This is a genomic window from Burkholderiales bacterium (assembly GCA_013695435.1).
Classification (GTDB): Bacteria; Pseudomonadota; Gammaproteobacteria; order Burkholderiales; family JACMKV01; genus JACMKV01.
In genome coordinates this window covers 1-21,010 of the sequence record JACDAM010000049.1, presented here as the reverse complement: position 1 = coordinate 21,010, position 21,010 = coordinate 1, and the positions used below count along the sequence as shown (strand labels likewise).

The following is a 21,010-nucleotide window of genomic DNA, read 5'->3' as shown; positions in this document are numbered from 1 at the left end:
TGCACGACGCACTGCGCGGGGGCACTATTTTATCACGGCGACGGCGCCTCCTTGCAGGGTTCCTGCCCCGCCGTATCCAGCTTTAACATCACCTTCAATCGGATACACGCTATTCCTAGTCCGCCTGTTTGCGCAGAAATGTCGGGATATCGAGCATGTCCGCACCGGATTGGCGCATTGCCTCTATCGTCGCATCGCGATTCCGCCGTCTGACCACGGCAGGCGTATCGAGTTCTTGATAGTCGATCAGACCGGAACCGATCGGCATCGCATCCGTCCCCGTCCGCACCATCGTCAACGGCTTCGACTGATTGCGATTGACCGGCGCGCCGAGACCGGTTGCGACCATGGTCACGCGCAGATCGTTCTGCATCGATTCGTCGATCACCGTTCCGACTATGACAGTCGCATCATCGGCGGAAAAGCCCTTGATCGTATTCATTACATCGTGCACTTCCTTCATGCGCAGGTTCATGCTGGCCGTGATATTGACCAGGATGCCGCGCGCGCCGGACAGGTTGATATCCTCCAGCAACGGGCTTGCCACAGCCTGTTCGGCGGCGACGCGCGCACGATTGGCGCCGGTTGCAACCGCCGAGCCCATCATCGCCATGCCCATTTCCGACATCACGGTTTTGACGTCCGCGAAATCGACGTTGACCGTACCTGGGCAATTGATGACTTCGGCGATGCCGGCCACTGCGCCGTGCAGCACGTTGTTGGCGGCCTGGAACGCGTCGAGCATGCTGACATCCTCACCCAATACTTGCATCAGCTTGTCGTTCGGAATAATGATCAGCGAGTCGACGTGCTGCGCCAGCAGGCTCAATCCTTCGAGCGCGACACGCTGGCGGCGGCCTTCGAACGCAAACGGCTTGGTCACCACGGCGACGGTCAGAATGCCCATCTCCTTGGCGATTTCGGCGACGACTGGCGCCGCGCCGGTGCCGGTGCCGCCGCCCATGCCCGCGGTCAGAAACAGCATATCGGCGCCTTCGATCAATTCCGCCAGACGCTCGCGGTCTTCGAGCGCGGCTTCGCGGCCGATGTCCGGATTGGCGCCAGCGCCGAGGCCCTTGGTGATGTTGACGCCGAGCTGCAACTGCGTTTTCACCTGGCTGCGCTTCAGTGCCTGGGCGTCAGTATTGGCGCAAATGAATTCGACGCCCTGCACACCCAGGCGAATCATGTGCTCGACGGCGTTGCCGCCGCAGCCGCCGACGCCGATGACTTTGATGACTGCTTCCTGCGGCTGGTTATCTACTATTTCGAATGGCATGCTCATCTCCTTTTGTGAAATAAAATCCGGCCTGGTCGCGGGGTTGCTTACGCCGGTTTTTCAGAAATTTCCCTGAAACCAACTCCTCATACGATCGAATACGCGCTGCAAGGAATTACTTTGAAGATCGACCAACTGGTTACGTTGATGGTGCGCTTCGGCCGCCCACAACAGGCCGACGGCGGTCGAATAGCGCGGGTTCTTGACGACTTCCGCCAGCGCTCCGGCGTAGCTAGGCATTCCTTGGCGGACCGGCAAGTGAAAAACTTCCTCACCGAGTTCCACCATTCCCGGCATTGCACTGCTGCCGCCGGTTATGACGACTCCCGACGACAATAAATCTTCATAGCCGCTGCGCCGCAATTCCGCCTGGATCAGCGAATACAATTCCTCCACCCTGGGCTCGATGACTTCAGCCAGCGTCTGCCGCGACAACTGCCGCGGGCCGCGTTCACCGACGCCGGCCACTTCGATGATCTGTTTTGGATCGGCGAGCTGGCGCAGCGCGCAGCCGTAGCGCAGCTTGATGTCCTCGGCGTCCTTGGTGGGGGTGCGCAAAGCCATCGCGAGGTCGTTGGTGATCTGTTCGCCGGCGATCGGTATGACGGCGGTATGGCGGATGGCGCCTTGCGTGAATACCGCGATGTCGGCCGTGCCGCCGCCGATATCGACGAGGCACACGCCGAGATCTTTTTCGTCGTCGGACAGCACGGCATTCGCCGACGCAAGCGGCTGCAGCACCAGATCGCGCGCTTCCAGTCCGCAGCGGCGCACGCATTTCATGATGTTCTGCGCGGCCGACACCGCGCCGGTCACGATATGCACCTTGACTTCGAGCCGCATGCCGCTCATGCCGAGCGGTTCGCGCACGTCTTCCTGGCCATCGATGATGAATTCCTGATTCAGGATGTGCAGGATCTGCTGGTCGGTCGGAATGTTGACCGCCTTGGCGGTTTCGATCACGCGCTCGACATCCATCTGGGTGACTTCCTTGTCCTTGATCGCGACCATGCCGTGTGAATTGAAACTCTTTATGTGCGAACCCGCGATGCCGGTATAAACCTCGCGGATCTTGCAATCGCCCATCAGCTCGGCTTCTTCCAGCGCACGCTGGATGGCGGTCACGGTCGATTCGATATTCACCACGACGCCCTTCTTCAAACCGCGCGACGGGTGGCTGCCCATGCCGATAATCTCGAAGCCGCCTTCAGGCTTGATTTCGGCGACGACGGCGACGATCTTCGAGGTGCCGATGTCGAGCCCGACGATCAGGTTTTTTTGATCCACTCTGTGCAACGTTGTCCACTCGGCTGTTTTCATGATTCGTTCCGTAAATGAACTGCAAACCCGTTCGCGTAGCGCAAATCGACATAGTCGAGCTGACGCACGAAACGCCCTATGCTTTCGTCATAACTTGCAACAAACCTGGCGAGCCGCGATTCGATTTCGGTGCGGCCGAGCTGCAGCAGCAAACCGCTGGCGAGCCGGATGATCCATGCGCCGCGCGGCGATATTTCGATGCGCGCGGGAGCCTGGCCGATGGCCGCGAGCTGCTGGCGAAACGCCGCATAACGTTGTGCGATTTCAGCCGCGCTGCCGGGCGGCCCGGAAAAAACCGGCAGCTCCGCATCCTCTGCGTCCGCCGCACCCATGGCGCCCGCCGCATTCACTGCGCCTGCAAAAACCTCGCCGTGCACGTTGACCAAAGCCTCTTCGCTGTCGTCGCGGCCGTTCCAGCGCGCCAGCGCGACCTGCTCTTCAAGCTTCACCACGAGGCGGTCCGGCCACTGACGACGCACCTCGGCGCGGCGCACCCACGGCAATTGTTCGAACGCCTCGCGCGCCGCGCCGAGATCGACAGTGAAAAAATTGCCGCGCAATTCCCGCTTCGCGATATCTTCGGCGCGCTGCGGCGAGACATGGGTGAGATTGCCGGTCAGCCGAATCTCGTGCAGCGCGAATACCGGCAGTTGCGCCATGCCGCTGAAAATCGCGTATGCGAGCAGGAACGCGCCGAGCGCATACAGCGCGTTGGATGCCGCGTTCAGCGCTTCGGCGTCATCCCACATGCGCGCCCTCCAGAATTTGCAGCACCAGATCATCGAAACTCAGGCCGTAAGCGCGCGCCGCCATCGGCACCAGGCTGTGATCGGTCATGCCGGGTATGGTGTTGACTTCGAGAAACCAGGGTTTGCCGGTTTCATCGAGCATCACGTCGACACGCCCCCAGCCGCTGCAGCCGACTGCGCGATAAGCCTCCAGCGCCGCCGCTTGTATCGCCTGCTCCTGAGCCGCCGGCAAGCCGCAAGGGCAGTGATAGCGCGTGTCGTCGCGAAAATACTTGGCCTCGTAATCGTAGAAGCCGCCGGCGGCTTCTATGCGGATCAAAGGCAGCGGCGTCTCGTCGAGTATCGCCGCGGTCAATTCCGCGCCTGCGATGAATTGCTCGGCGAGCACCAGACGGTCGTGTTTGGCGGCAAGCTCATAAGCGTCGGCCAGTTTGCCGGCGTCGGTCACTTTGCTGAGGCCGATGGTCGAGCCTTCGGATGCGGGTTTCACGATCAACGGCAGACCGAGCTTTGCTGCGATCGCGGCGAAATCGCTGCGCGCGTCCAGCATCGCGTAGCGCGGCGTCGGAATATCGCTGGCTTGCCAGATCAGCTTGGTGCGCCATTTGTCGAGCGCCAGCGCGCTGGCCATGACACCGCTGCCGGTGTACGGAATACCCAGCGTTTCGAGCGTGCCCTGAATTGTGCCGTCCTCGCCATAGCGGCCGTGCAGCGCGATGAAGACGCGATCGAAGCGCTGTTCGAGCAAGGCGTCGATGCCCTGCTCGCGCGGATCGAACGCATGCGCGTCGATGCCCTGGCGCTGCATCGCGGCCAGCACAGCGTTGCCGCTTTTCAGCGAAATTTCGCGCTCGTTGGAGAGGCCGCCGAGCAGCACGCCTACTTTGCCGAAATCTCTCTGATCAGGTTTCATATCGTTTTCGCTCGGCACTTCGAATTCGGCGGCCTTATGGCCCGCTTCCCGCAAGCGGTTCCGCCGACACGGCGTTCGCGTAGCGATCCGGGGCGGGAGGCGGAACTCGGGGGCACTCCCCGCAAGCGGGTGACTACGCCAGTAACGTGTCCGTGCCCCCGCTGCGCCGGTAACGTGTCCGCGCGCCCACCCAACAGCACTCCGACTTTGCCGAAATCCTTTTGATTCGATTTCACGCGGCGTTACCTTTATGAAGGGGCGGCCGATCGTCGCGCTTCCCGCAAACAGCCAGCCGCTCTGCGCGAGTTTTGCCGACGCTACGCGCCATGGTTTTTCTCGCCGATGATGCACACCTCGGGTTTCAGCAGGATGCCGAATTCGCGCAGCACGCTATCGCGCAATTCTTCGATCAGGCGTTCGATGTCCGAGGCGCGCGCGGTTCCGGTGTTGACGATGAAGTTGGCGTGCTTCGGCGAAACCATGGCGCCGCCGAAGCGCGATCCCTTGAGCCCGCAATCCTCGATCAACTGCGCGGCGTAGCTGCCCGGCGGATTGCGGAATACCGATCCGGCATTCGGCTCGGATAAGGGCTGGGTCGCGATGCGCGTCAGTAACAGGTGCTTGACCTTGCGGCGCGCAACTTCGCCGTTGCTGGGCGCGAACTTGAACCACGCCGCGACAAACCATTCATCGGAAATGCGCGGGACGGCCGTGCGCTGAAAGTCTTGCGCGTTCGCAGAGGCCGTGCCGGGGCCGGATGGTGCGCTTCCATCCGCTATATCGGTTTCAATCGTCCGCAGAACGACTTCGCGATAGCCAATTCGATATTCGCTGGCGTCGCGCTGGCTCAGCTCGCCCTTGCGATCGATGGTCAAAACGCGGTCGACATGCCGCCACGTCTCGCTGCCGTAGCAGCCGGCGTTCATGGCCAGCGCGCCGCCGACTGTGCCGGGAATTCCCGCAAGAAATTCGGCGCCCTCGAAATTGTGCATCGCTGCGAAGCGCGACAGCTTCGGCGAGGCGACGCCGGCTTCGGTATAGATGCACGCTTCATTGGCATCGTTGCGCGCGATCATGCGCATCTGCTTCAAACCGCCGTGCAGCAGGATCACGGTGCCGCGCAGCCCGCCGTCGCGGACCAACAGATTGCTGCCGAGGCCGACGAAATGGACGGGCTCGCCTTCCGGCAAGCTGCGCATGAATACCGCGAGATCCGCGAGATCGGCGGGCCGGTAGACACGATCGGCAATGCCGCCGGCGCGCCAACTGGTATGGCGGCTCATCGGTTCGCGCTCGCGCAGCACGCCGCGCAACGGCCGCCTGACGAGTTCGGCCCACAGCAATTGCTCGTCGATTTCACCGCGCAACGATTTGTCTCCGCCGAAGCCGTGCGTCGAGCGCGAACCGGTTTTTCCGTTCTTTCCCGCTGCGCCGGAATCCGGCGGGCGCCTGGTATCCGACATCGCCCATACGTGAAACAACATGCTCCCCTGCATCCTTGTTGCGGCTTTCAATTCTGTCCTCCCGCTAGTCCAGGCCGAGCGGCAACAACGCTGCCCGACAGATGTTCCGGCACGCGTCCGATCGGGCCCGCCCCCATCACGATGACGATGTCGCCGCTTTTAACCACCGCACGTATGGCGTTCGGCAAATCGGCAACCTCGTCGACAAAAATCGGTTCTACCTTTCCCTGCACGCGCACCGCGCGCGTCAGGCTGCGGCCATCTGCCGCCACGATCGGCGCTTCACCCGCCGCATAGACTTCAGTCAGCAGCAGGACATCGACCGCGGACAGCACCTTGACGAAGTCTTCGAACACGTCGCGTGTCCGCGTGTAGCGATGCGGCTGGAATGCCAGCACCAGCCGGCGTCCCGGGAACGCGCCGCGCGCGGCTTCCAGAGTCGCCGTCATCTCGGCCGGATGGTGGCCATAATCGTTGACCACCGTATAGCTGCCGCCATCGGCGAGCGGCACGTCGGGGTAACGCTGAAAGCGCCGCTCAACGCCTTTGAATCCGGACAGCGCGCTGACGATCGCGGCATCCTTGACACCCAGCTCGAGCGCAACCGCGATTGCCGCCAATGCGTTCAGCACGTTGTGCTCGCCGGGCAGATTGACGGTGATATCGAGCGGCGGCGGAATGCGCGCGATGTGCGCTCCGGCATGCGCTGCTTTATCCGACCCGGCCGACCCGCTGCGCAGAACGCGAAACTGCATCTGCCCGCCGCAATGGCGCACATCGACGGCGCGGATGTGCGCGGCTTCCGACATGCCGTAGGTCGTCAACGGCTTGGTGATCGACGGCATGATTTCGCGCACATTGGCGTCATCGACGCAGACGATGGCCATACCGTAGAACGGCAGATGACGGACGAATTCGATGAAGGCATTTTTCAGCCGGGCGAAATCGTGACCATATGTCTGCATATGATCGGCGTCGATGTTGGTTATCACCGCCAGCACCGGTTGCAGATACAAAAACGACGCGTCGGATTCGTCGGCTTCGACAACGATGAATTCGCCGCTGCCGAGTTTGGCGTGCGAACCCGCGCTCTCGAGCCGGCCGCCGATGACGAAGGTCGGATCGAGCCCGGCTTCTGCCAGCACGCTCGCGATCAGGCTGGTCGTCGTGGTTTTGCCGTGCGTGCCGGCGACCGCGATGCCTTGGCGCAAACGCAGCAGCTCGGCCAGCATCAACGCGCGCGGCACGATCGGTATCAGCCGCTCGCGGGCGGCCGCGACTTCCGGGTTGTCGTCGGGTACGGCACTCGATACGACGACGACATCGGCTCGTTCGGCGTGTCTGGCGTCGTGCCCGTAAAAGATTCCCGCGCCCAGTCTGGCCAGATGGCGCGTCGCCGCGCTCTCGTGCAGATCGGAGCCGCTGACCTCGAAGCCGAGATTCAGCAGCACCTCGGCGATGCCGCTCATGCCCGAGCCGCCGATGCCGACGAAGTGCACGCGCTTGACCTTGTGCTTCATTCTTCGTACTTCATTCTTGCTTCATTCCGCGAGGTTGCGCCTACCGCGGTTTGGCCGGGATGCGTGGCATCAGCGCGTTGCTCAGCGCCGAACGCGGCGGAACGATGCGGAACACGCCGCGCAAGCTGCTGGGTTTGATCTGTTTGAACATGCGGGCAACGGTCGGCGTACTGGGTCGGGTTATCATCTTGCTACCTCCATGCAGGCTTCTGCGACCAGACGTGTCGCATCGGGTTTGGCCAACTGGCGCGCGCGGCGCGCCATGTCGAGCAACTTTTCGCGCGTGAAATTTTCATCGGTCAGGCCGAGCAGCAGATCGGCCAGCCGGCGCGGATTGAATTCGGCTTGCGGAATCAGAATCGCGGCGCCGCAGTCGGCGAGAAAGCGCGCGTTGTGCGTCTGATGATCGTCGACGGCAAATGGAAACGGCACGAGGACGCTGGCGACGCCGGCCGCCGCGAGTTCGGAAACGGTGAGCGCGCCGGCACGGCAGATAACCAGATCGGCATTGCCGTAGGCCGCGGCCATGTCTTCGATAAATGCGCGCAGTTCGGCCTCGGCGGTTACGCCCGCGTCGGCATAGTGGTTGCGCAGGGTTTGCAAATGTTTGGCGCCGGCCTGATGCGTAACGAATGGCCGCGCGCTTGCCGCGATCATTTGTATGGCGCGCGGCACAGTTTCGTTCAGCGCCTGCGCGCCAAGGCTGCCGCCGACGACCAGGATGCGCAGCGGTCCGTTGCGGGATTGGAAACGCTGCTCGGGGATCGGCAGCGACGCGATATCGGCGCGCACCGGGTTGCCGGTCCATATGACCGAGCGCGCTTGGAGCGCATCCGGAAAAGCGATCAGCACGCGATCCGCCAGCCTGGCCAGCACCCGGTTCGACGAGCCGGCCAGAGAGTTCTGTTCGTGTATGACCAGCGGCTTGTTGAATAATGACGCCATCATGCCACCGGGTATGGTCACGTAGCCGCCCATGCCGAGCACGACGTGCGGGCGATGGCGGAATAGCGCGCGCGCCGATTGCCAGAACGCGATCAAGAGTTCCAGCGGCAGGGTCAGCAGCCGCTTTACGCCCTTGCCGCGTATGCCGGAAAAATTCACCCACGCCATCTCATAGCCGCGCTTCGGCACCAGATCGGCTTCCATGCCGCGCTTTGTTCCGAGCCAGACCACGCTCCAGCCGAGGTCGCGCAGGAAATCGGCGACGGCCAGCGCCGGAAACACGTGACCACCGGTACCGCCGGCCATGATCATGATGGTGCGGCTCGCGTTCATGCAGCGTAGCCTTTTTTCAACTGCCGGTTCTCGCGATCGATGCGCAGCAAAACGGCGAGCGCTATGCAGTTGGCGGCTATCGCGCTGCCGCCGAAGCTCAGCAAGGGCAGGGTCAGGCCTTTGGTCGGCAGCACGCCCATGTTGACGCCCATGTTGATGATCGCCTGCACGCCAAGCCACAAGCCGATGCCTTGCGCGACCAGCGATGAAAAATAGCGTTCGAGCGTCGCGGCTTGCCGCCCAATCGAAAAAGCGCGCAGCACGAGCCATGCGAATAAGCCGATGACCAGCGCGACGCCGGCGAACCCAAGTTCCTCGGCGATGATTGCCAGCAGGAAATCGGTATGCGCTTCGGGAAGATAAAACTGCTTCTCGATGCTGCCGCCGAGGCCGACGCCCAGCCATTCGCCGCGGCCGAAAGCGATCAGCGCGTGGCTCAGTTGATAGCCCTTGCCATAGGGATCGGACCAGGGGTCCGTGAAATTGACGACACGCTGCAGCCGGTACGGCGAACTGACGATCAGCGAGACGAACCCTGCCGCGAGCGTCGCAATCAATCCGGCAAAAAGCTTCCAGTTCATGCCGCCGAGAAATAAGATGCCCATCGCGATCACCGTGATGACCGCGAACGCGCCGAAATCCGGCTCGGCCAGCAGCAGGCCGCCTATAAAAAGCATCACCGCCAGCATCGGCAAAAAACCTTTGCGCACGCTGTGCATGTGGCCGGCTTTGCGCACCGTGTAGTCGGCGGCGTAGATCACCACGAACAGCTTCATGAATTCCGATGGCTGCAAACTGACGAGGCCGAAAGGCAGCCAGCGCCGGCTGCCGTTCACTTCGCGGCCGATGCCGGGAATCAGCACGATGACCAGCAACAGCGCGCCGAATACGAACAGCGCCGGCGAAAGCTTTTGCCACACGCGCATCGGAAACTGGAACGCGAGCAGGCCTAAAAACAGTCCGAACGCGAGATACGCGGTGTGCCGGATCAGATAATAAGCCGGCTGCCGCGCCGTCAACCTGCCGGCTTCGGCAATGGCGATCGACGCCGAATAAACCATCACGAGCCCGATGCCGAGCAGGATCAGGCTGATCCACGCCAGAGTCTGGTCGTAGTCGCCGACAGCAGGTCTTTTCAGCGCCGGGTTGAGCATTTCTTTTCCCGGTTTTCGACGGATCGCACTGCGCGCAGATGTTCGACTGCCGCGCAAAACGCTTCGGCGCGATGGCGATAATCGCGAAACATGTCGAAGCTCGCGCACGCCGGCGACAGCAGCACGGCGTCGCCGCAATGCGCCGTCTCGAACGCCAGCTCGACGGCCTGTTGCATATCGTCGGCGCGCCGCAAATCGACGGAGGTCGCGGCAAACGCGGCGGCGAGCCGGTCACGGTCGCGGCCGATCAGCACGACGGCGCGTGCGTGCTGGTGTACCGGTTGTGCCAGCGGCGCGAAATCCTGGCCCTTGCCGTCGCCGCCGGCGATCAGCACGATACGGCCGCCGCCGGCGACGCCTTGGCCAAGCCCGTTCAGCGCAGCCACGGTCGCGCCGACGTTGGTTCCTTTCGAGTCGTCGTAAAAAGTGACGCCGGCGATCTCGGCGACTTTTTCGACGCGATGCGGCAGCCCTTTGAATTCGCGCAGCGCCTCCTGCAGCGGCGCGAGCGGCAGGTCAATCGCGCGGCACAACGCGAACGCGGCGAGTGCGTTGGCGGCGTTGTGCAAACCGGCGACCCGCAGCTCATCGAGACCGAGCAGGCGCATCTCGCCTTTTGCCAGCCAGCGTGTATGAACAGGATTAGCTGCGGGATCAACTGCGCGTTCGACGGCGCGCTCAGTTACACGATCAGTCACGCGCTCGATCACGCCGAACTCGTCGTCGCTGGCCGGCGCGGCGAGGCTGAAGGTGATGTGCCGGCGGCCGGCGATTTTCATCGCCACGACATAGTCATCGTCGCGGTTCAGCACCTGAATGCCGCTGCCCTGAAAAATTCGCGCCTTGGCGGCGGCGTAAGCGCGCATGCCGGCGTAGCGATCGAGATGGTCTTCGCTGAGGTTCAGCACGACCGCGGCATCGGCGTTCAGGCTCGCCGTCGTCTCGAGCTGAAAGCTGGAAAGCTCGAGCACCCATACCTGCGGCAGCGAGCCTTGGTCCTCGCAGCGCATCAGCGCATCGAGCGCCGGCGGCGCGATATTGCCGGCGACTTCGGTTTTGAGGCCGGCAGCGCGGCACATCGCGCCGAGCATCGCGGTCACGGTGGTTTTGCCGTTGGAACCTGTGACCGCGAGAATTTTCGGCTTCTGCCGGGGCGGCAATCGCGCCAGGGCTTGCGCGAATAGCTCGATGTCGCCGACCACCGCAACCCGGCGCGCGCGCGCTCGTCCGATCAGCGCATCATCGATCGGTACGCCTGGGCTGATCGCGATCAGATCGATGTCCTCGAAGCTGTTTCCCGCGAACACACCACACTCTACGTCGATCGCCGGAAACGCGCGGCGCAAATCGGCGAGTCGCGGCGGCTCCGCGCGCGTATCGGCAACGCGAACCCGCGCGCCTTGCCGCGACAACCAGCGCACCAGCGACCAGCCGGTATCGCCAAGGCCCAGCACAAGCGCGTTTTTGTTGGCGAGATTGTTGACGAAATTCACGTTCGGGCGATCAGCGCAATTTCAATGTGGACAAACCAACCAGGACAAGCATCATGGTGATGATCCAGAAGCGCACGACGACCTGATTCTCCTTCCACCCTTTCAGCTCATAGTGATGATGCAGCGGCGCCATGCGGAAAATGCGTTTGCCGGTCAGCTTGAACGACGCAATTTGCAGCGCCACCGACAGCGTTTCGACGACGAACACGCCGCCCATCACGAACAGCACGATTTCCTGGCGCACGATCACCGCCAGTACGCCGAGTGCTGCGCCCAGCGCCAACGCGCCGACGTCGCCCATGAATACTTCGGCGGGGTAGGCGTTGAACCAGAGAAACGCCAGCCCCGAGCCGGCGAGCGCGGCGCAGAACACGGTGAGTTCGCCGGCGCCGGGAATATACGGAAAGCCCAGGTATTTCGAGAACACGGCATGACCGGCGACGTAGGCGAATACGCCCAGGGCGCTGCCGACCATCACCGTCGGCATGATGGCGAGGCCGTCGAGGCCGTCGGTCAGATTGACCGCGTTGCTGGTGCCGACGATAACCAAATAGCTGACGAGCAAAAATCCGATGGCGCCGAGCGGATACGCGACCTGTTTGAAAAACGGCACGATGAATTCGGTTTGCGCCGGCAGCGAGGTCGAGAACGCCAGGTAAGCAGCGGCGCCGAGACCGATCACCGATTGCCAGAAATATTTGTCGCGCATCGACAGGCCTTTCGGATTGCGGTGCACGACCTTGCGGTAATCGTCGACCCAACCGATCGCGCCGAAACCGATCAGCACGAGCAGCACGACCCACACCAGCCGATTTGTCAGATCGGCCCACAACAGCGTCGTGATGATGATCGATACCAGAATCAGCGCGCCGCCCATGGTCGGCGTGCCGCTTTTGATCAGATGCGTCTGCGGGCCGTCATCGCGCACTGCCTGGCCGATCTTGTAGGCGGTCAGCTTGCGGATCATGGTCGGCCCGACCACGAACGAGATCACCAGTGCGGTCAAGGTCGCAAGCACGGCGCGCAGCGTGATGTAGGTGAATACATTGAATGCGCGAATGTCTTCGGCCAGCCATTGGGCAACCGAAAGCAGCATCAGAGGCGCTCCCTTGAACGGAAATCCGGCCTGGCTGCGCTTTCGGGCAGGAGGAAATCGATCGAATCGCGCCTCATTTTCCGCTCTCCTGCAGCGCCTCGACCACGCGCTCCATTCTCATGAAGCGCGAGCCTTTGATCAGCAAGGTCGCGCCGGGCGCAAGCTCGCATTCCAGCGCCGCGACCAGCCCATCGATGTCGTCGAAATGCTGCGCGCCCGCGCCGTAGCGCGCGACGGCCGCGCGGCTCAGTTCGCCCAACGCGAACAGGCGGTCGATGCCGGCCGCGCGCGCATCGACACCGAGCGCCGCATGCATCGCCTCGGCGTCGCCGCCCAATTCGCCCATATCGCCGAGCACGAAAATTTTCTTGCCGGGCGCTGCGGCCAGTACGGCAATGGCTGCGCGCATCGACGCCGGATTGGCGTTGTAGCTGTCGTCGATCAGCATCGCGCCGCGCCGCGCCGGTTTGCGCTGCAATCGGCCCTTGACGCCGGAAAATTCGCGCAATCCGGTGGCGATGTCTGCACCATTGATGTTCAAGGCAATGGCGGCGGCGCTGGCGGCCAGCGCATTCCTGACGTTATGCGCGCCGGGCACGCTAATCCGCGTCGTGACTTCGCCACGGGGCGTCCGCATGACGATGTCGCTGCCTTCGCCGCTCGGTGCGTAGCGCGCGCTGATTTCTGCGCTCGCGTCGAGGCCGAAATCGAGCGTGCGGCGCGAGCCTGCCATCTCGCGCCAGAGCGGCGCATGCACGTCGTCGGCGTTGATGACGGCGATACCGCCATCCTGCAGTCCTTCGAAAATTTCGCCTTTGGCGCGCGCCACGGATTCGACGCTGCCGAGCCCTTCCAAATGCGCCGCGGCAGCGTTGTTGACCAGCGCAACATCCGGCTTTGCCAGGCGGCTCAGATAAGAAATTTCGCCGGGATGATTCATGCCCATTTCGATCACCGCGTAGCGCTGCGAAGCGCGCAGCCCGAGCAAAGTGAGCGGCATGCCGATATCGTTGTTCAGATTGCCGCGCGTCGCGAGTACGGAATCGGCAGCGGCGGAATCCGCGGCCGGCGCATTCGTCCGGCCGGCGGAGCGAAGGATGGAAGCCAGCATTTCCTTGACCGTGGTCTTGCCGTTGCTGCCGGTCAAAGCGACCAGCGGTATGGCGAACTTGCCGCGCCAGTAGGCGGCGAGCTTGCCGAGCGCGAGCCGGGCATCGTCGACGAGCAGCAGTGGAAATTCGCTGGCGCTGTCTTCCGCCTGCCCGACCTCCGACCCGCCTTCCCCAATCAGCGCCGCCACCGCGCCCTTTTTCCGCGCTTCGCCGAGGAACTGCGCGGCATCGAAACGCTCGCCGCGCAAAGCGATGAACAAATCGCCGGGCAGCGTCGTGCGGCTATCGGTATGCACGCGTGTGAACACGACATCGGCGCCGTGCCGTGATGCGCCCCGCGGTGCGCCGATCGCCTCCGCAGCTTCGCGCAGACTCATCATAGGGAACCATGGCAGGTGTGCTGTTCACGCCCACCCAGTCCGCGGCGGGCGACGGCGACGTCGCTGAACGGCAGGCGCACGCCATTGATTTCCTGATATTCCTCGTGGCCCTTGCCGGCAATCAGCACGATGTCGCCGCAATGCGCGGTGTGGATCGCTTCGGCGATTGCGACAGCACGGTCTTCGAACACCTGGGCCACGCCGGTGCTGGCGCCGGCCATGATTTCGTCGATGATGGCGCGCGGCTTCTCGAAGCGCGGGTTGTCGCTGGTGACGATGACCTGGTCCGCCAGCCTGGTTGCGACTTCGGCCATGATCGGGCGTTTGCCGCGATCGCGGTCGCCGCCGCAGCCGAATACGCAAATCAGCTTGCGCGCGTGCGACTGCTCGCTGCAGATAACGGGTTGGCCGTCGAGCAGTTCGCGCAATGCCGCGAGCGCCTTGCCGAGCGCATCCGGCGTATGGGCAAAGTCGACGACGACCAGCGGACTGTCGCCGCCACCCAGCATTTGCAGGCGGCCCGCGACCGGCTCGACTTCGGCCAGGGCGCTGACGGCGTCGTGCAGATCGACGCCGCCGGCGAGCAGCACACCGAGCGCGCCGAGCAGATTTGCCGCATTGAAGCGGCCAAGCGCGCAGCTCTGCAGGCGCGCTTCACCAAACGGGCTGATGACATCGAAACGCAATCCTTGGGCGGTCAACTGCAAATTGCGCGCGGTAAGCGCGGCATCATTGAAACCATAGCCGAGCAATTCGACGCCGGAGCGGTTGACCTCGGCCGCGATGGCCGCGCCGTAGTAATCGTCGAGATTGATGACGGCATGACGCAAACCCGGCCAACGGAACAGCTCGGCCTTGGCCGCGGCATAACTCTGCATATCGCCGTGATAATCGAGGTGATCGCGGGTCAGATTGGTGAACAGCGCGGTGTCGAAGGCAACGCCATTGAGCCGATGCTGGGCAAGGCCGTGCGAAGACGCTTCCATGACAGCGCATTCGGCGCCCTGCCGCTGGTATTCGGCCAGCAGTTTTTGCAGGGCGACGGCATCGGGCGTCGTATGCGTGCCAGCCCGTAGCTGGCCGGGAAAGCCGGCGCCCAGGGTCCCGATCACCGCGGTTTTGCGGCCAAGCCGAGTCAGCGCCTGGGCAATCCAGTGGCTGCATGAGGTTTTACCGTTGGTTCCGGTCACGCCTATCGTGCGCATCTGCCGCGACGGATTGCCGTAAACATGCGCGGCGATTTCGCCGCAATGGCGGCGCAGTCCGGCAATGCCAAGCTGCGGCACGCGCCAGGCCGGATCCCACAGGAAGCCGTCGCCGCTTTCCCACAGCACCGCGATGGCGCCGGCTGCAATCGCCTGACCGATAAATTCGCGGCCGTCGCTGATCTCACCGGGGCAGGCGATAAACGTGTCGCTGGGCCGCACACGCCGACTATCCGTGGCCAGACTATGCAGAACAATGCCAAGCTCGCGTATCGTGGAATCGATCTGCTGAAGGTTGAATGGCGTCATGTTGTACCTTTCGCCGGGCGCGACCGCAGCACATCTGTCGCATCAGCCGCGCCAGCCGCCTGTCCGCACCCTTCGCCTTCTCGTCTCACGCCGTCGTTGCCCGATTGTTGCGATGCTGATTGTTGCGATGCTTAGGCGAGGAACCTGATTTCCGCCTTGCTTGCCGCCCCGACACTGCCGGTCCGGCTAGATTTCTTCCTTGATTGCGATCGTTTCGTCGTCCGGCGGCAGGATGTCCTGAGCGTCCGATCCAGCCGGCGCATCGGGCGCCACCGATAACATGCGTAAAGCGCCGCTCATGACGGAACTGAATACCGGAGCGGCGACCGCGCCGCCAAAATGCTGGCCGGCATTAGGCTCATCGATCATCACGGCGACCACCAGCCGCGGGTCGGAAGCAGGCGCGAAGCCGACGAACGAAGAGATATAGCGGCGGGCGGCGTAACTGCCGTTCTCGGCTTTGTGCGCGGTTCCGGTTTTGCCGGCAACGCGATAGCCCATGATCTGGGCTTTCAGCGCGGTGCCGCCGGGCTGCACGACGGTCTCCAGCATTTCACGCACGGCTTTCGCGGTTTCCGGCGACAGCACCCGCCTGCCCTCGACCGGGCCGCTCTTCGCATCGAGCTTGATCAATGAAACCGGCTTCAACCGGCCATCGGCGGCGAACACCGTATAGGCGCGCGCCAGTTGCAGCAGGCTGACCGAAATGCCGTGGCCGTAGGACATGGTCGCGTGCTCGATCGGCTTCCAGCTTTTGTGCGCGCGCAGCTTGCCGGCCGCTTCGCCGGGAAAGCCGGAACTCGGCGGAACGCCGAATCCGACGTCGTGAAAAATATCCCACAGCGCCTGCGGCGGCAAAGACAGCGCGAGCTTGACCGAGCCGACGTTCGACGATTTCTGGATCACCTGGGCAACAGTCAGCGCGTCGTGGCGATGCGCATCGCGTATCGTTGCGCGGCCGATGCGCAACCAGCCGGGCGCTACATCGATCACGCTGTCGGCGTTGAATGCGCCGGCTTCGAGCACTGCGGCAACGGTAAACGGCTTCAAGGTCGAACCCGGCTCGAACAGATCGGTAATCGCGCGATTGCGCGTGCGATCGCGGTCGAGCTTGCCGCGATTATTCGGGTTGTAGGTCGGCACGTTGGCCATCGCCAGCACTTCACCGGTCTTGACATCGAGCACGATCGCAGCGCCAGCCCTGGCGTGATTGGCGGCGACCGCTGCCTTGAGTTCGCGGTGCGCGAGGTACTGAATTCTGCGATCGATCGACAGGGCAAGATCCTCGCCATTGACCGGCGCACGCTGGCTTCCGACCTGTTCGATAATGTGGCCGCGGCGGTCCTTGATCACCTGCCGGCTGCCGGGCTTGCCGGCCAGGCTGTCCTGATAAGCGAGTTCCAGTCCTTCCTGCCCGTTGTCGTCCATGCCGGTGAAACCGATCACGTGCGCGAGTTCTTCGCCAGCCGGATAGAAGCGTTTGTATTCGCGCTGCGAAAAAACGCCGGGGATTTTCAGCGCGGCAATTGTGGCCGCCCGCTCCGGCGAAACATGGCGCTTCAGATACAGAAATTCGCGGCTGGTGTCGGCGAGTCGGCGATTGATTTCGATACTGTCGAGCCCGAGCAGCTTGACGAGCCGGCTGCGATCAGCAGCGCTCAAACGCACTTCAGCCGGGCTCACCCAGATCGATTCGAGCGGCGTGCTGATTGCGAGCAGCTCGTTATTGCGATCGGAGATGACGCCGCGATGGGCGCTGATGCTGAGCACGCGCGCGTAACGCGATTCGCCTTTCTGCTGCAGGAAATCGTTCTGCAAACCCTGCAGATAAAGCGCGCGCAGCAAAAGCGCCGCGAACCAGAAACCGATCAACGCAAACAAAAAGTGTGAGCGGCCGATGGGCAAGCGCAGGGAAACTGCCGACATCGCGGGATTGGCAGGAGGCTTCATCGCGTTTCGCTTCGCCCCGGCGCCATCTGCAACCGCCCAGCCTGCGGAGCGTGCTGCGGGGCCTGCATCCGCAGTTTCTCGACCGCGATTTTTTCGATGCGCGCGTGCGTCGCCCACGTGCTTTGCTCGAGTTGCAACTGGCCCCACTCGACGTCGAACTGGCGAGAGCGATCCTGTTCTTCTTGCAATTCCGTATACAGGGTCCGTGCGCGGTGCTGCGACGTGACGACGCCAATCGCGCAGCCGATGCAAACGATCAGCAGAAAGATATTGAATTTGGCCATGTCAGATGAGGCGTTCAGCGACGCGCAGGGTGGCGCTGCGCGAGCGCGGATTCATGGCGAGCTCGGCCGCCGAAGCGCGTATCGCCTTGCCGATCACGCGCAGCCTGGGTTTCGGCAACTCGGCAGCGCGCAATGGCAGCCGGCTAGGCATCACTTCGCCGCGCGCGTTGTCGCGCATGAAGCGTTTGACGATGCGATCTTCGAGTGAGTGAAAGCTGATCACGACCAGCCGCCCCAATGCCATCAGCATGGCGATGCACTGCGGCAGCACGGCGCTCAGTTCTTCGAGTTCGCGGTTCAGATAAATGCGGATCGCCTGGAAGGTGCGCGTTGCCGGATGATGATGCGGTTCGCGCGTCGGCACGGCTTTTGCCACAAGATCGGCCAACTCCCCGGTTGTCGCGATCGGCTGCACTGCGCGCGCTTCTACGATTTTGCGAGCGATGCGTTTGGCATAGCGTTCTTCGCCGAACGTTTTGAGTACGGTGCTGATTTCGGATTCGTCCGCGACGGCCAGCCACTCGGCCGCAGTTTCGCCGCGGCTTTGATCCATACGCATATCAAGCGGGCCGTCGAGGCTGAAACTGAAGCCGCGTCCGGCGGTGTCGAGTTGCGGCGACGATACGCCGAGGTCGAGCAGAATGCCGTTGACGTGCTCGACGCCGCGGCGCTGCAGCGCGGAAGTCATGTTGCTGTAACCGGTGTGCAGGACGGTGAGACGCGCGTCGGCGAAGGCGGTGGCGGCCGCGATGGCCTCGGCATCACTATCCATTGCGATGACGCGCCCCGTGCTGCCGAGTTTTTGCAGAATTGCCCGGCTGTGGCCGCCGCGGCCAAACGTGCAATCGACGTAGATGCCGTCCGGATGTACCTGCAAGGCTTCGATCGCCTCGGCCAGCAAGGCGGGGAGATGAGTTCCCGGCGCGAGCTTGCCGGCAGCGCCGCTTGGCGCGCTCATAATGAAAAGCCTTCGAGCTCCGCAGGCATTTGCCCGGTATTCAGGGCAAGCGCCAGTTCGCATTGCGAGGCCCAGCTTTCCGCATCCCACAATTCGAACTTGTTGCCTTGCCCGACCATGATGACGCGTTTATCGAGCTTGGCGAATTCGCGCAGCCCCGGCGGCACTAGAATGCGGCCGGCGGCATCCATAACAACGCTTTTTGCATAGCCGCCGACAAGCCGCTGCAGACTGCGGACGACAGGATGGAGGCCGGACAAAGCCATGATCTTCTGGTGAACCGGTTTCCACTCGGGTTCCGGATAAACCAGCACGCAGCGACTGGGGTCGGCGGTCAACACGAGGCGTCCTTCGCATTGCACGATCAACGCATCGCGGTACTCCGCAGGTATGGCGAGCCTCGCTTTGCTATCGAGATTGAGATGCGCGAGACCGTGAAACATTGTCCCCCCTGGACGTATTCCCACTTTTTACCACTTTGCACCACCTGATCCCACTATAGTTAAATCATATGGGGTGGTCAAGCGGAACAGCGAAAATTTCGCTTGGTACGACAAAGACTTAGGGAATGCTTCTGAAGCTGCTTTGAGCGCCGCTCGGGCTTTGATTAATGCTTAATATTTAAAGTGATAGGAGAGGAATCGAAGCGAAGTGGGAACCTCGGTCTGCATTGATACGGAGGCTTGCGCGCGGCGTTGGAGGTGTGAAAAGCGCGCAACAGGGGTTGCTGCGGATAATCAAAGGAGGAGAAGCTGGCCGATAAGCCGGGTTCTGTTAGGGACGAATCCCCATGACAGTCATTTCTCTGGGGGCGCCGTTACCGGCGCGCTCTAGCAGCCTACCCGGAAGCAGCGCGAGCCACGCTGTCGCTTCCCTATTTGGCCTTGCTCCGGATGGGGTTTGCCCTGCCGTCGCTGTTACCAGCAACGCGGTGAGCTCTTACCATGGCACCCGCTTTGCGGTCACCATCAGGCGAAAATCCGCCTGTCACCTTTTCACCCTTGCCTGATCTTCGCCCTGCCCGCTTTACGCGAGCGCGACTTTGCGGCCTCGCGGCTGCAAAGTCAGCGTAGCCATCGGCGGTATAAGAAAAGCGGTCGCCCGCCCTTCTTAAAGGACTTTAGTTCCGACATAACCTGCTTGCGCGGGTTAGTCTTCTCTGAAGTCCTTCTTTTCTGTGGCACTTTCCATCGCCTCGCGGCGTCCGGCCGTTAGCCGGCATCCTTGCTCTCTGGAGCCCGGACTTTCCTCTATGCGGCGAACCGCACAGCGACTGTCTGGCCAGCTTCTGTCCGATTGTAACAAAGCGGCGGTTGATCGTTCAAATCTGACCGGCCCTCTGGTTGCGGCGCCGACGCTTTTGTTGTGTCTCGCGAATAATTTGTTTATTTTCCACCGTTCGTGCTGAGCCCCGTCGAACCATGAACGACGGTGGCCTTTCGACAGGCTCAGAGCCTGCCCTCGAATGCTTTAGTCGGGGGGCGAACGGCGAATTAGGCAACTTACTTGCGGATGACACGAGGCCCGAGGCAGCCATGCCCGCGGAGTTCGGCTTTTTCCTTCCGGACATCTTGACTTGCCCGCGTCATTGGACTAAACCGGACTCGAGGGCCGACCTAACCCTAGTCATTTCGGGCCCTCGAAAGGAGGGCATCATGAGACGACGACTTTATTTTCTGTTGCCGAATACGGAAAGCGCGAACCAGATGCTGAACGATTTACTGCTCGCGCGCATCGAGGAACGGCGCGTGCACTTTCTCGCCAAGCCCGATATTGCGTTGGGCGATCTGCCGGAAGCCAATGTATTGCAAAAAACCGACGTCATTCACGGCGCGGAGATGGGTCTGGCGATCGGTGCGATTTCCGGCGTTATCGGCGGTGCACTGGTCTTGCTGTTTCCGCCGGAAGGCGTGCATTTGCAACTCGGCGCCTTGTTGCTGGCCGCGATTGTCGGCGCGCTTTTTGGAACCTGGGTGTCCAGCATGGTTGCCAGCGCGATTCCGAATTCGCGGCTGAAATCGTTCGCAGCCGCGATCGAACGCGGCCAGGTGCTGATGATGGTCGACGTGCCGCTGTACCAAGTCGCGGTGACGCGGGATCTGGTCGAAAAACGTCATCCGGAAGCCGTATCCGGCGGCGTCGAACCGACCATACCGGCTTTTCCGTGATGGCCGACTCGGCCGACTGAGGGCCAATTCAGGTCGCGGCGGCATTCAGCCCGCGATGCAAAGAAACGCTTCGCGATGCTCAAAACGGTTCGCGATACCAAAAAAACGGCTAGCCGAATGGCTAACCGTTTTTACCACACCATGTGGAACGTCTCGGTAATTACGCAGCGAGTTTTTGCAGATCGATGCCCAGACCCACGGCAATACCGCCGCCGTAAGCGGGGTCGGCCTTATAAAAATGCTGCACCATGCGTTCCTGGATGTAGCGATCGACGGTCGACATTGCTTTGACGATGTTCTGAATCAAGCGTTGCTGCGCATCCCTGGGCATCACGCGGAACAGGTTGCCGGGCTGCATGTAATCGTCGTTGCCGTCGCG

General features: G+C 62.4%; 19 protein-coding genes and 1 other RNA gene. 1 reads left to right on the top strand and 19 read right to left on the bottom strand.

Annotated elements, in window-relative coordinates:
• Positions 1-115: 115 nt before the first annotated feature.
• From ftsZ to rnpB, 18 genes are all read right to left on the bottom strand, one after another.
• On the bottom strand, positions 116-1,279 hold the full coding sequence (ftsZ, locus tag H0V78_02720; protein ID MBA2350721.1) for a cell division protein FtsZ: 1,164 nt from the start codon (positions 1,277-1,279) through the stop codon (positions 116-118).
• 60 nt (positions 1,280-1,339) lie between these two features.
• The gene (gene ftsA / locus H0V78_02715) at positions 1,340-2,599 is read right to left on the bottom strand and encodes a cell division protein FtsA (protein MBA2350720.1); all 1,260 of its coding nucleotides are present in this window, start codon (positions 2,597-2,599) and stop codon (positions 1,340-1,342) included.
• Positions 2,596-3,348: a cell division protein FtsQ/DivIB gene (locus H0V78_02710; GenBank protein MBA2350719.1), complete on the bottom strand. Its 753-nt coding sequence runs from the start codon at positions 3,346-3,348 to the stop codon at positions 2,596-2,598. Before H0V78_02710 ends, ftsA begins: the two co-directional genes overlap by 4 nt.
• Positions 3,338-4,261, bottom strand: a complete 924-nt coding sequence (locus tag H0V78_02705) for a D-alanine--D-alanine ligase (GenBank protein MBA2350718.1) — start codon at positions 4,259-4,261, stop codon at positions 3,338-3,340. The genes H0V78_02710 and H0V78_02705 overlap by 11 nt, the downstream gene beginning before the upstream one ends.
• 317 nt (positions 4,262-4,578) lie before the next feature.
• The gene (gene murB / locus H0V78_02700; GenBank protein MBA2350717.1) at positions 4,579-5,724 is read right to left on the bottom strand and encodes a UDP-N-acetylmuramate dehydrogenase; all 1,146 of its coding nucleotides are present in this window, start codon (positions 5,722-5,724) and stop codon (positions 4,579-4,581) included.
• 47 nt (positions 5,725-5,771) lie between these two features.
• A complete protein-coding gene (locus tag H0V78_02695) occupies positions 5,772-7,244 on the bottom strand; it encodes a UDP-N-acetylmuramate--L-alanine ligase (GenBank protein MBA2350716.1) in 1,473 nt (490 codons plus the stop codon).
• 40 nt (positions 7,245-7,284) lie between these two features.
• The gene (locus tag H0V78_02690; protein MBA2350715.1) at positions 7,285-7,431 is read right to left on the bottom strand and encodes a hypothetical protein; all 147 of its coding nucleotides are present in this window, start codon (positions 7,429-7,431) and stop codon (positions 7,285-7,287) included.
• Positions 7,428-8,522, bottom strand: a complete 1,095-nt coding sequence (murG, locus tag H0V78_02685) for an undecaprenyldiphospho-muramoylpentapeptide beta-N-acetylglucosaminyltransferase (GenBank protein MBA2350714.1) — start codon at positions 8,520-8,522, stop codon at positions 7,428-7,430. The genes H0V78_02690 and murG overlap by 4 nt, the downstream gene beginning before the upstream one ends.
• Positions 8,519-9,676, bottom strand: coding sequence for a putative lipid II flippase FtsW (gene ftsW / locus H0V78_02680; protein ID MBA2350713.1), 1,158 nt, complete (start codon positions 9,674-9,676; stop codon positions 8,519-8,521). The genes murG and ftsW overlap by 4 nt, the downstream gene beginning before the upstream one ends.
• On the bottom strand, positions 9,658-11,169 hold the full coding sequence (locus H0V78_02675) for a UDP-N-acetylmuramoyl-L-alanine--D-glutamate ligase (GenBank protein ID MBA2350712.1): 1,512 nt from the start codon (positions 11,167-11,169) through the stop codon (positions 9,658-9,660). The genes ftsW and H0V78_02675 overlap by 19 nt, the downstream gene beginning before the upstream one ends.
• A 10-nt stretch (positions 11,170-11,179) precedes the next feature.
• Positions 11,180-12,265, bottom strand: coding sequence for a phospho-N-acetylmuramoyl-pentapeptide-transferase (locus tag H0V78_02670; protein ID MBA2350711.1), 1,086 nt, complete (start codon positions 12,263-12,265; stop codon positions 11,180-11,182).
• 73 nt (positions 12,266-12,338) lie between these two features.
• Positions 12,339-13,757 (bottom strand): UDP-N-acetylmuramoyl-tripeptide--D-alanyl-D-alanine ligase, encoded by a 1,419-nt coding sequence (locus H0V78_02665; GenBank protein ID MBA2350710.1) that lies wholly within the window; start codon positions 13,755-13,757, stop codon positions 12,339-12,341.
• Positions 13,754-15,271 carry a UDP-N-acetylmuramoyl-L-alanyl-D-glutamate--2,6-diaminopimelate ligase gene (locus H0V78_02660; protein ID MBA2350709.1) on the bottom strand — a complete coding sequence of 506 codons (1,518 nt, stop codon included), beginning with the start codon at positions 15,269-15,271 and terminating at the stop codon, positions 13,754-13,756. The genes H0V78_02665 and H0V78_02660 overlap by 4 nt, the downstream gene beginning before the upstream one ends.
• Positions 15,272-15,457: 186 nt before the next feature.
• The gene (locus H0V78_02655) at positions 15,458-17,197 is read right to left on the bottom strand and encodes a penicillin-binding protein 2 (GenBank protein ID MBA2350708.1); all 1,740 of its coding nucleotides are present in this window, start codon (positions 17,195-17,197) and stop codon (positions 15,458-15,460) included.
• A 20-nt stretch (positions 17,198-17,217) separates the two neighbouring features.
• Positions 17,218-17,505: a cell division protein FtsL gene (ftsL, locus tag H0V78_02650; GenBank protein MBA2350707.1), complete on the bottom strand. Its 288-nt coding sequence runs from the start codon at positions 17,503-17,505 to the stop codon at positions 17,218-17,220.
• A 1-nt stretch (position 17,506) separates the two neighbouring features.
• Positions 17,507-18,463, bottom strand: a complete 957-nt coding sequence (gene rsmH, locus H0V78_02645) for a 16S rRNA (cytosine(1402)-N(4))-methyltransferase RsmH (protein MBA2350706.1) — start codon at positions 18,461-18,463, stop codon at positions 17,507-17,509.
• Positions 18,460-18,906, bottom strand: coding sequence for a division/cell wall cluster transcriptional repressor MraZ (gene mraZ, locus H0V78_02640; protein ID MBA2350705.1), 447 nt, complete (start codon positions 18,904-18,906; stop codon positions 18,460-18,462). Before mraZ ends, rsmH begins: the two co-directional genes overlap by 4 nt.
• Before the next feature lie 301 nt (positions 18,907-19,207).
• Positions 19,208-19,752: RNase P RNA component class A (gene rnpB, locus H0V78_02635), an RNA gene on the bottom strand.
• Positions 19,753-20,118: 366 nt separating this feature from the next.
• Here rnpB and H0V78_02630 point away from each other — a divergent pair.
• Positions 20,119-20,631: a DUF1269 domain-containing protein gene (locus H0V78_02630; protein MBA2350704.1), complete on the top strand. Its 513-nt coding sequence runs from the start codon at positions 20,119-20,121 to the stop codon at positions 20,629-20,631.
• Between the two features lie 160 nt (positions 20,632-20,791).
• Here the strand turns inward: H0V78_02630 and H0V78_02625 are convergent.
• A partial coding sequence (locus H0V78_02625) for a catalase (protein ID MBA2350703.1) occupies positions 20,792-21,010 on the bottom strand: 219 nt, incomplete at its 5' end.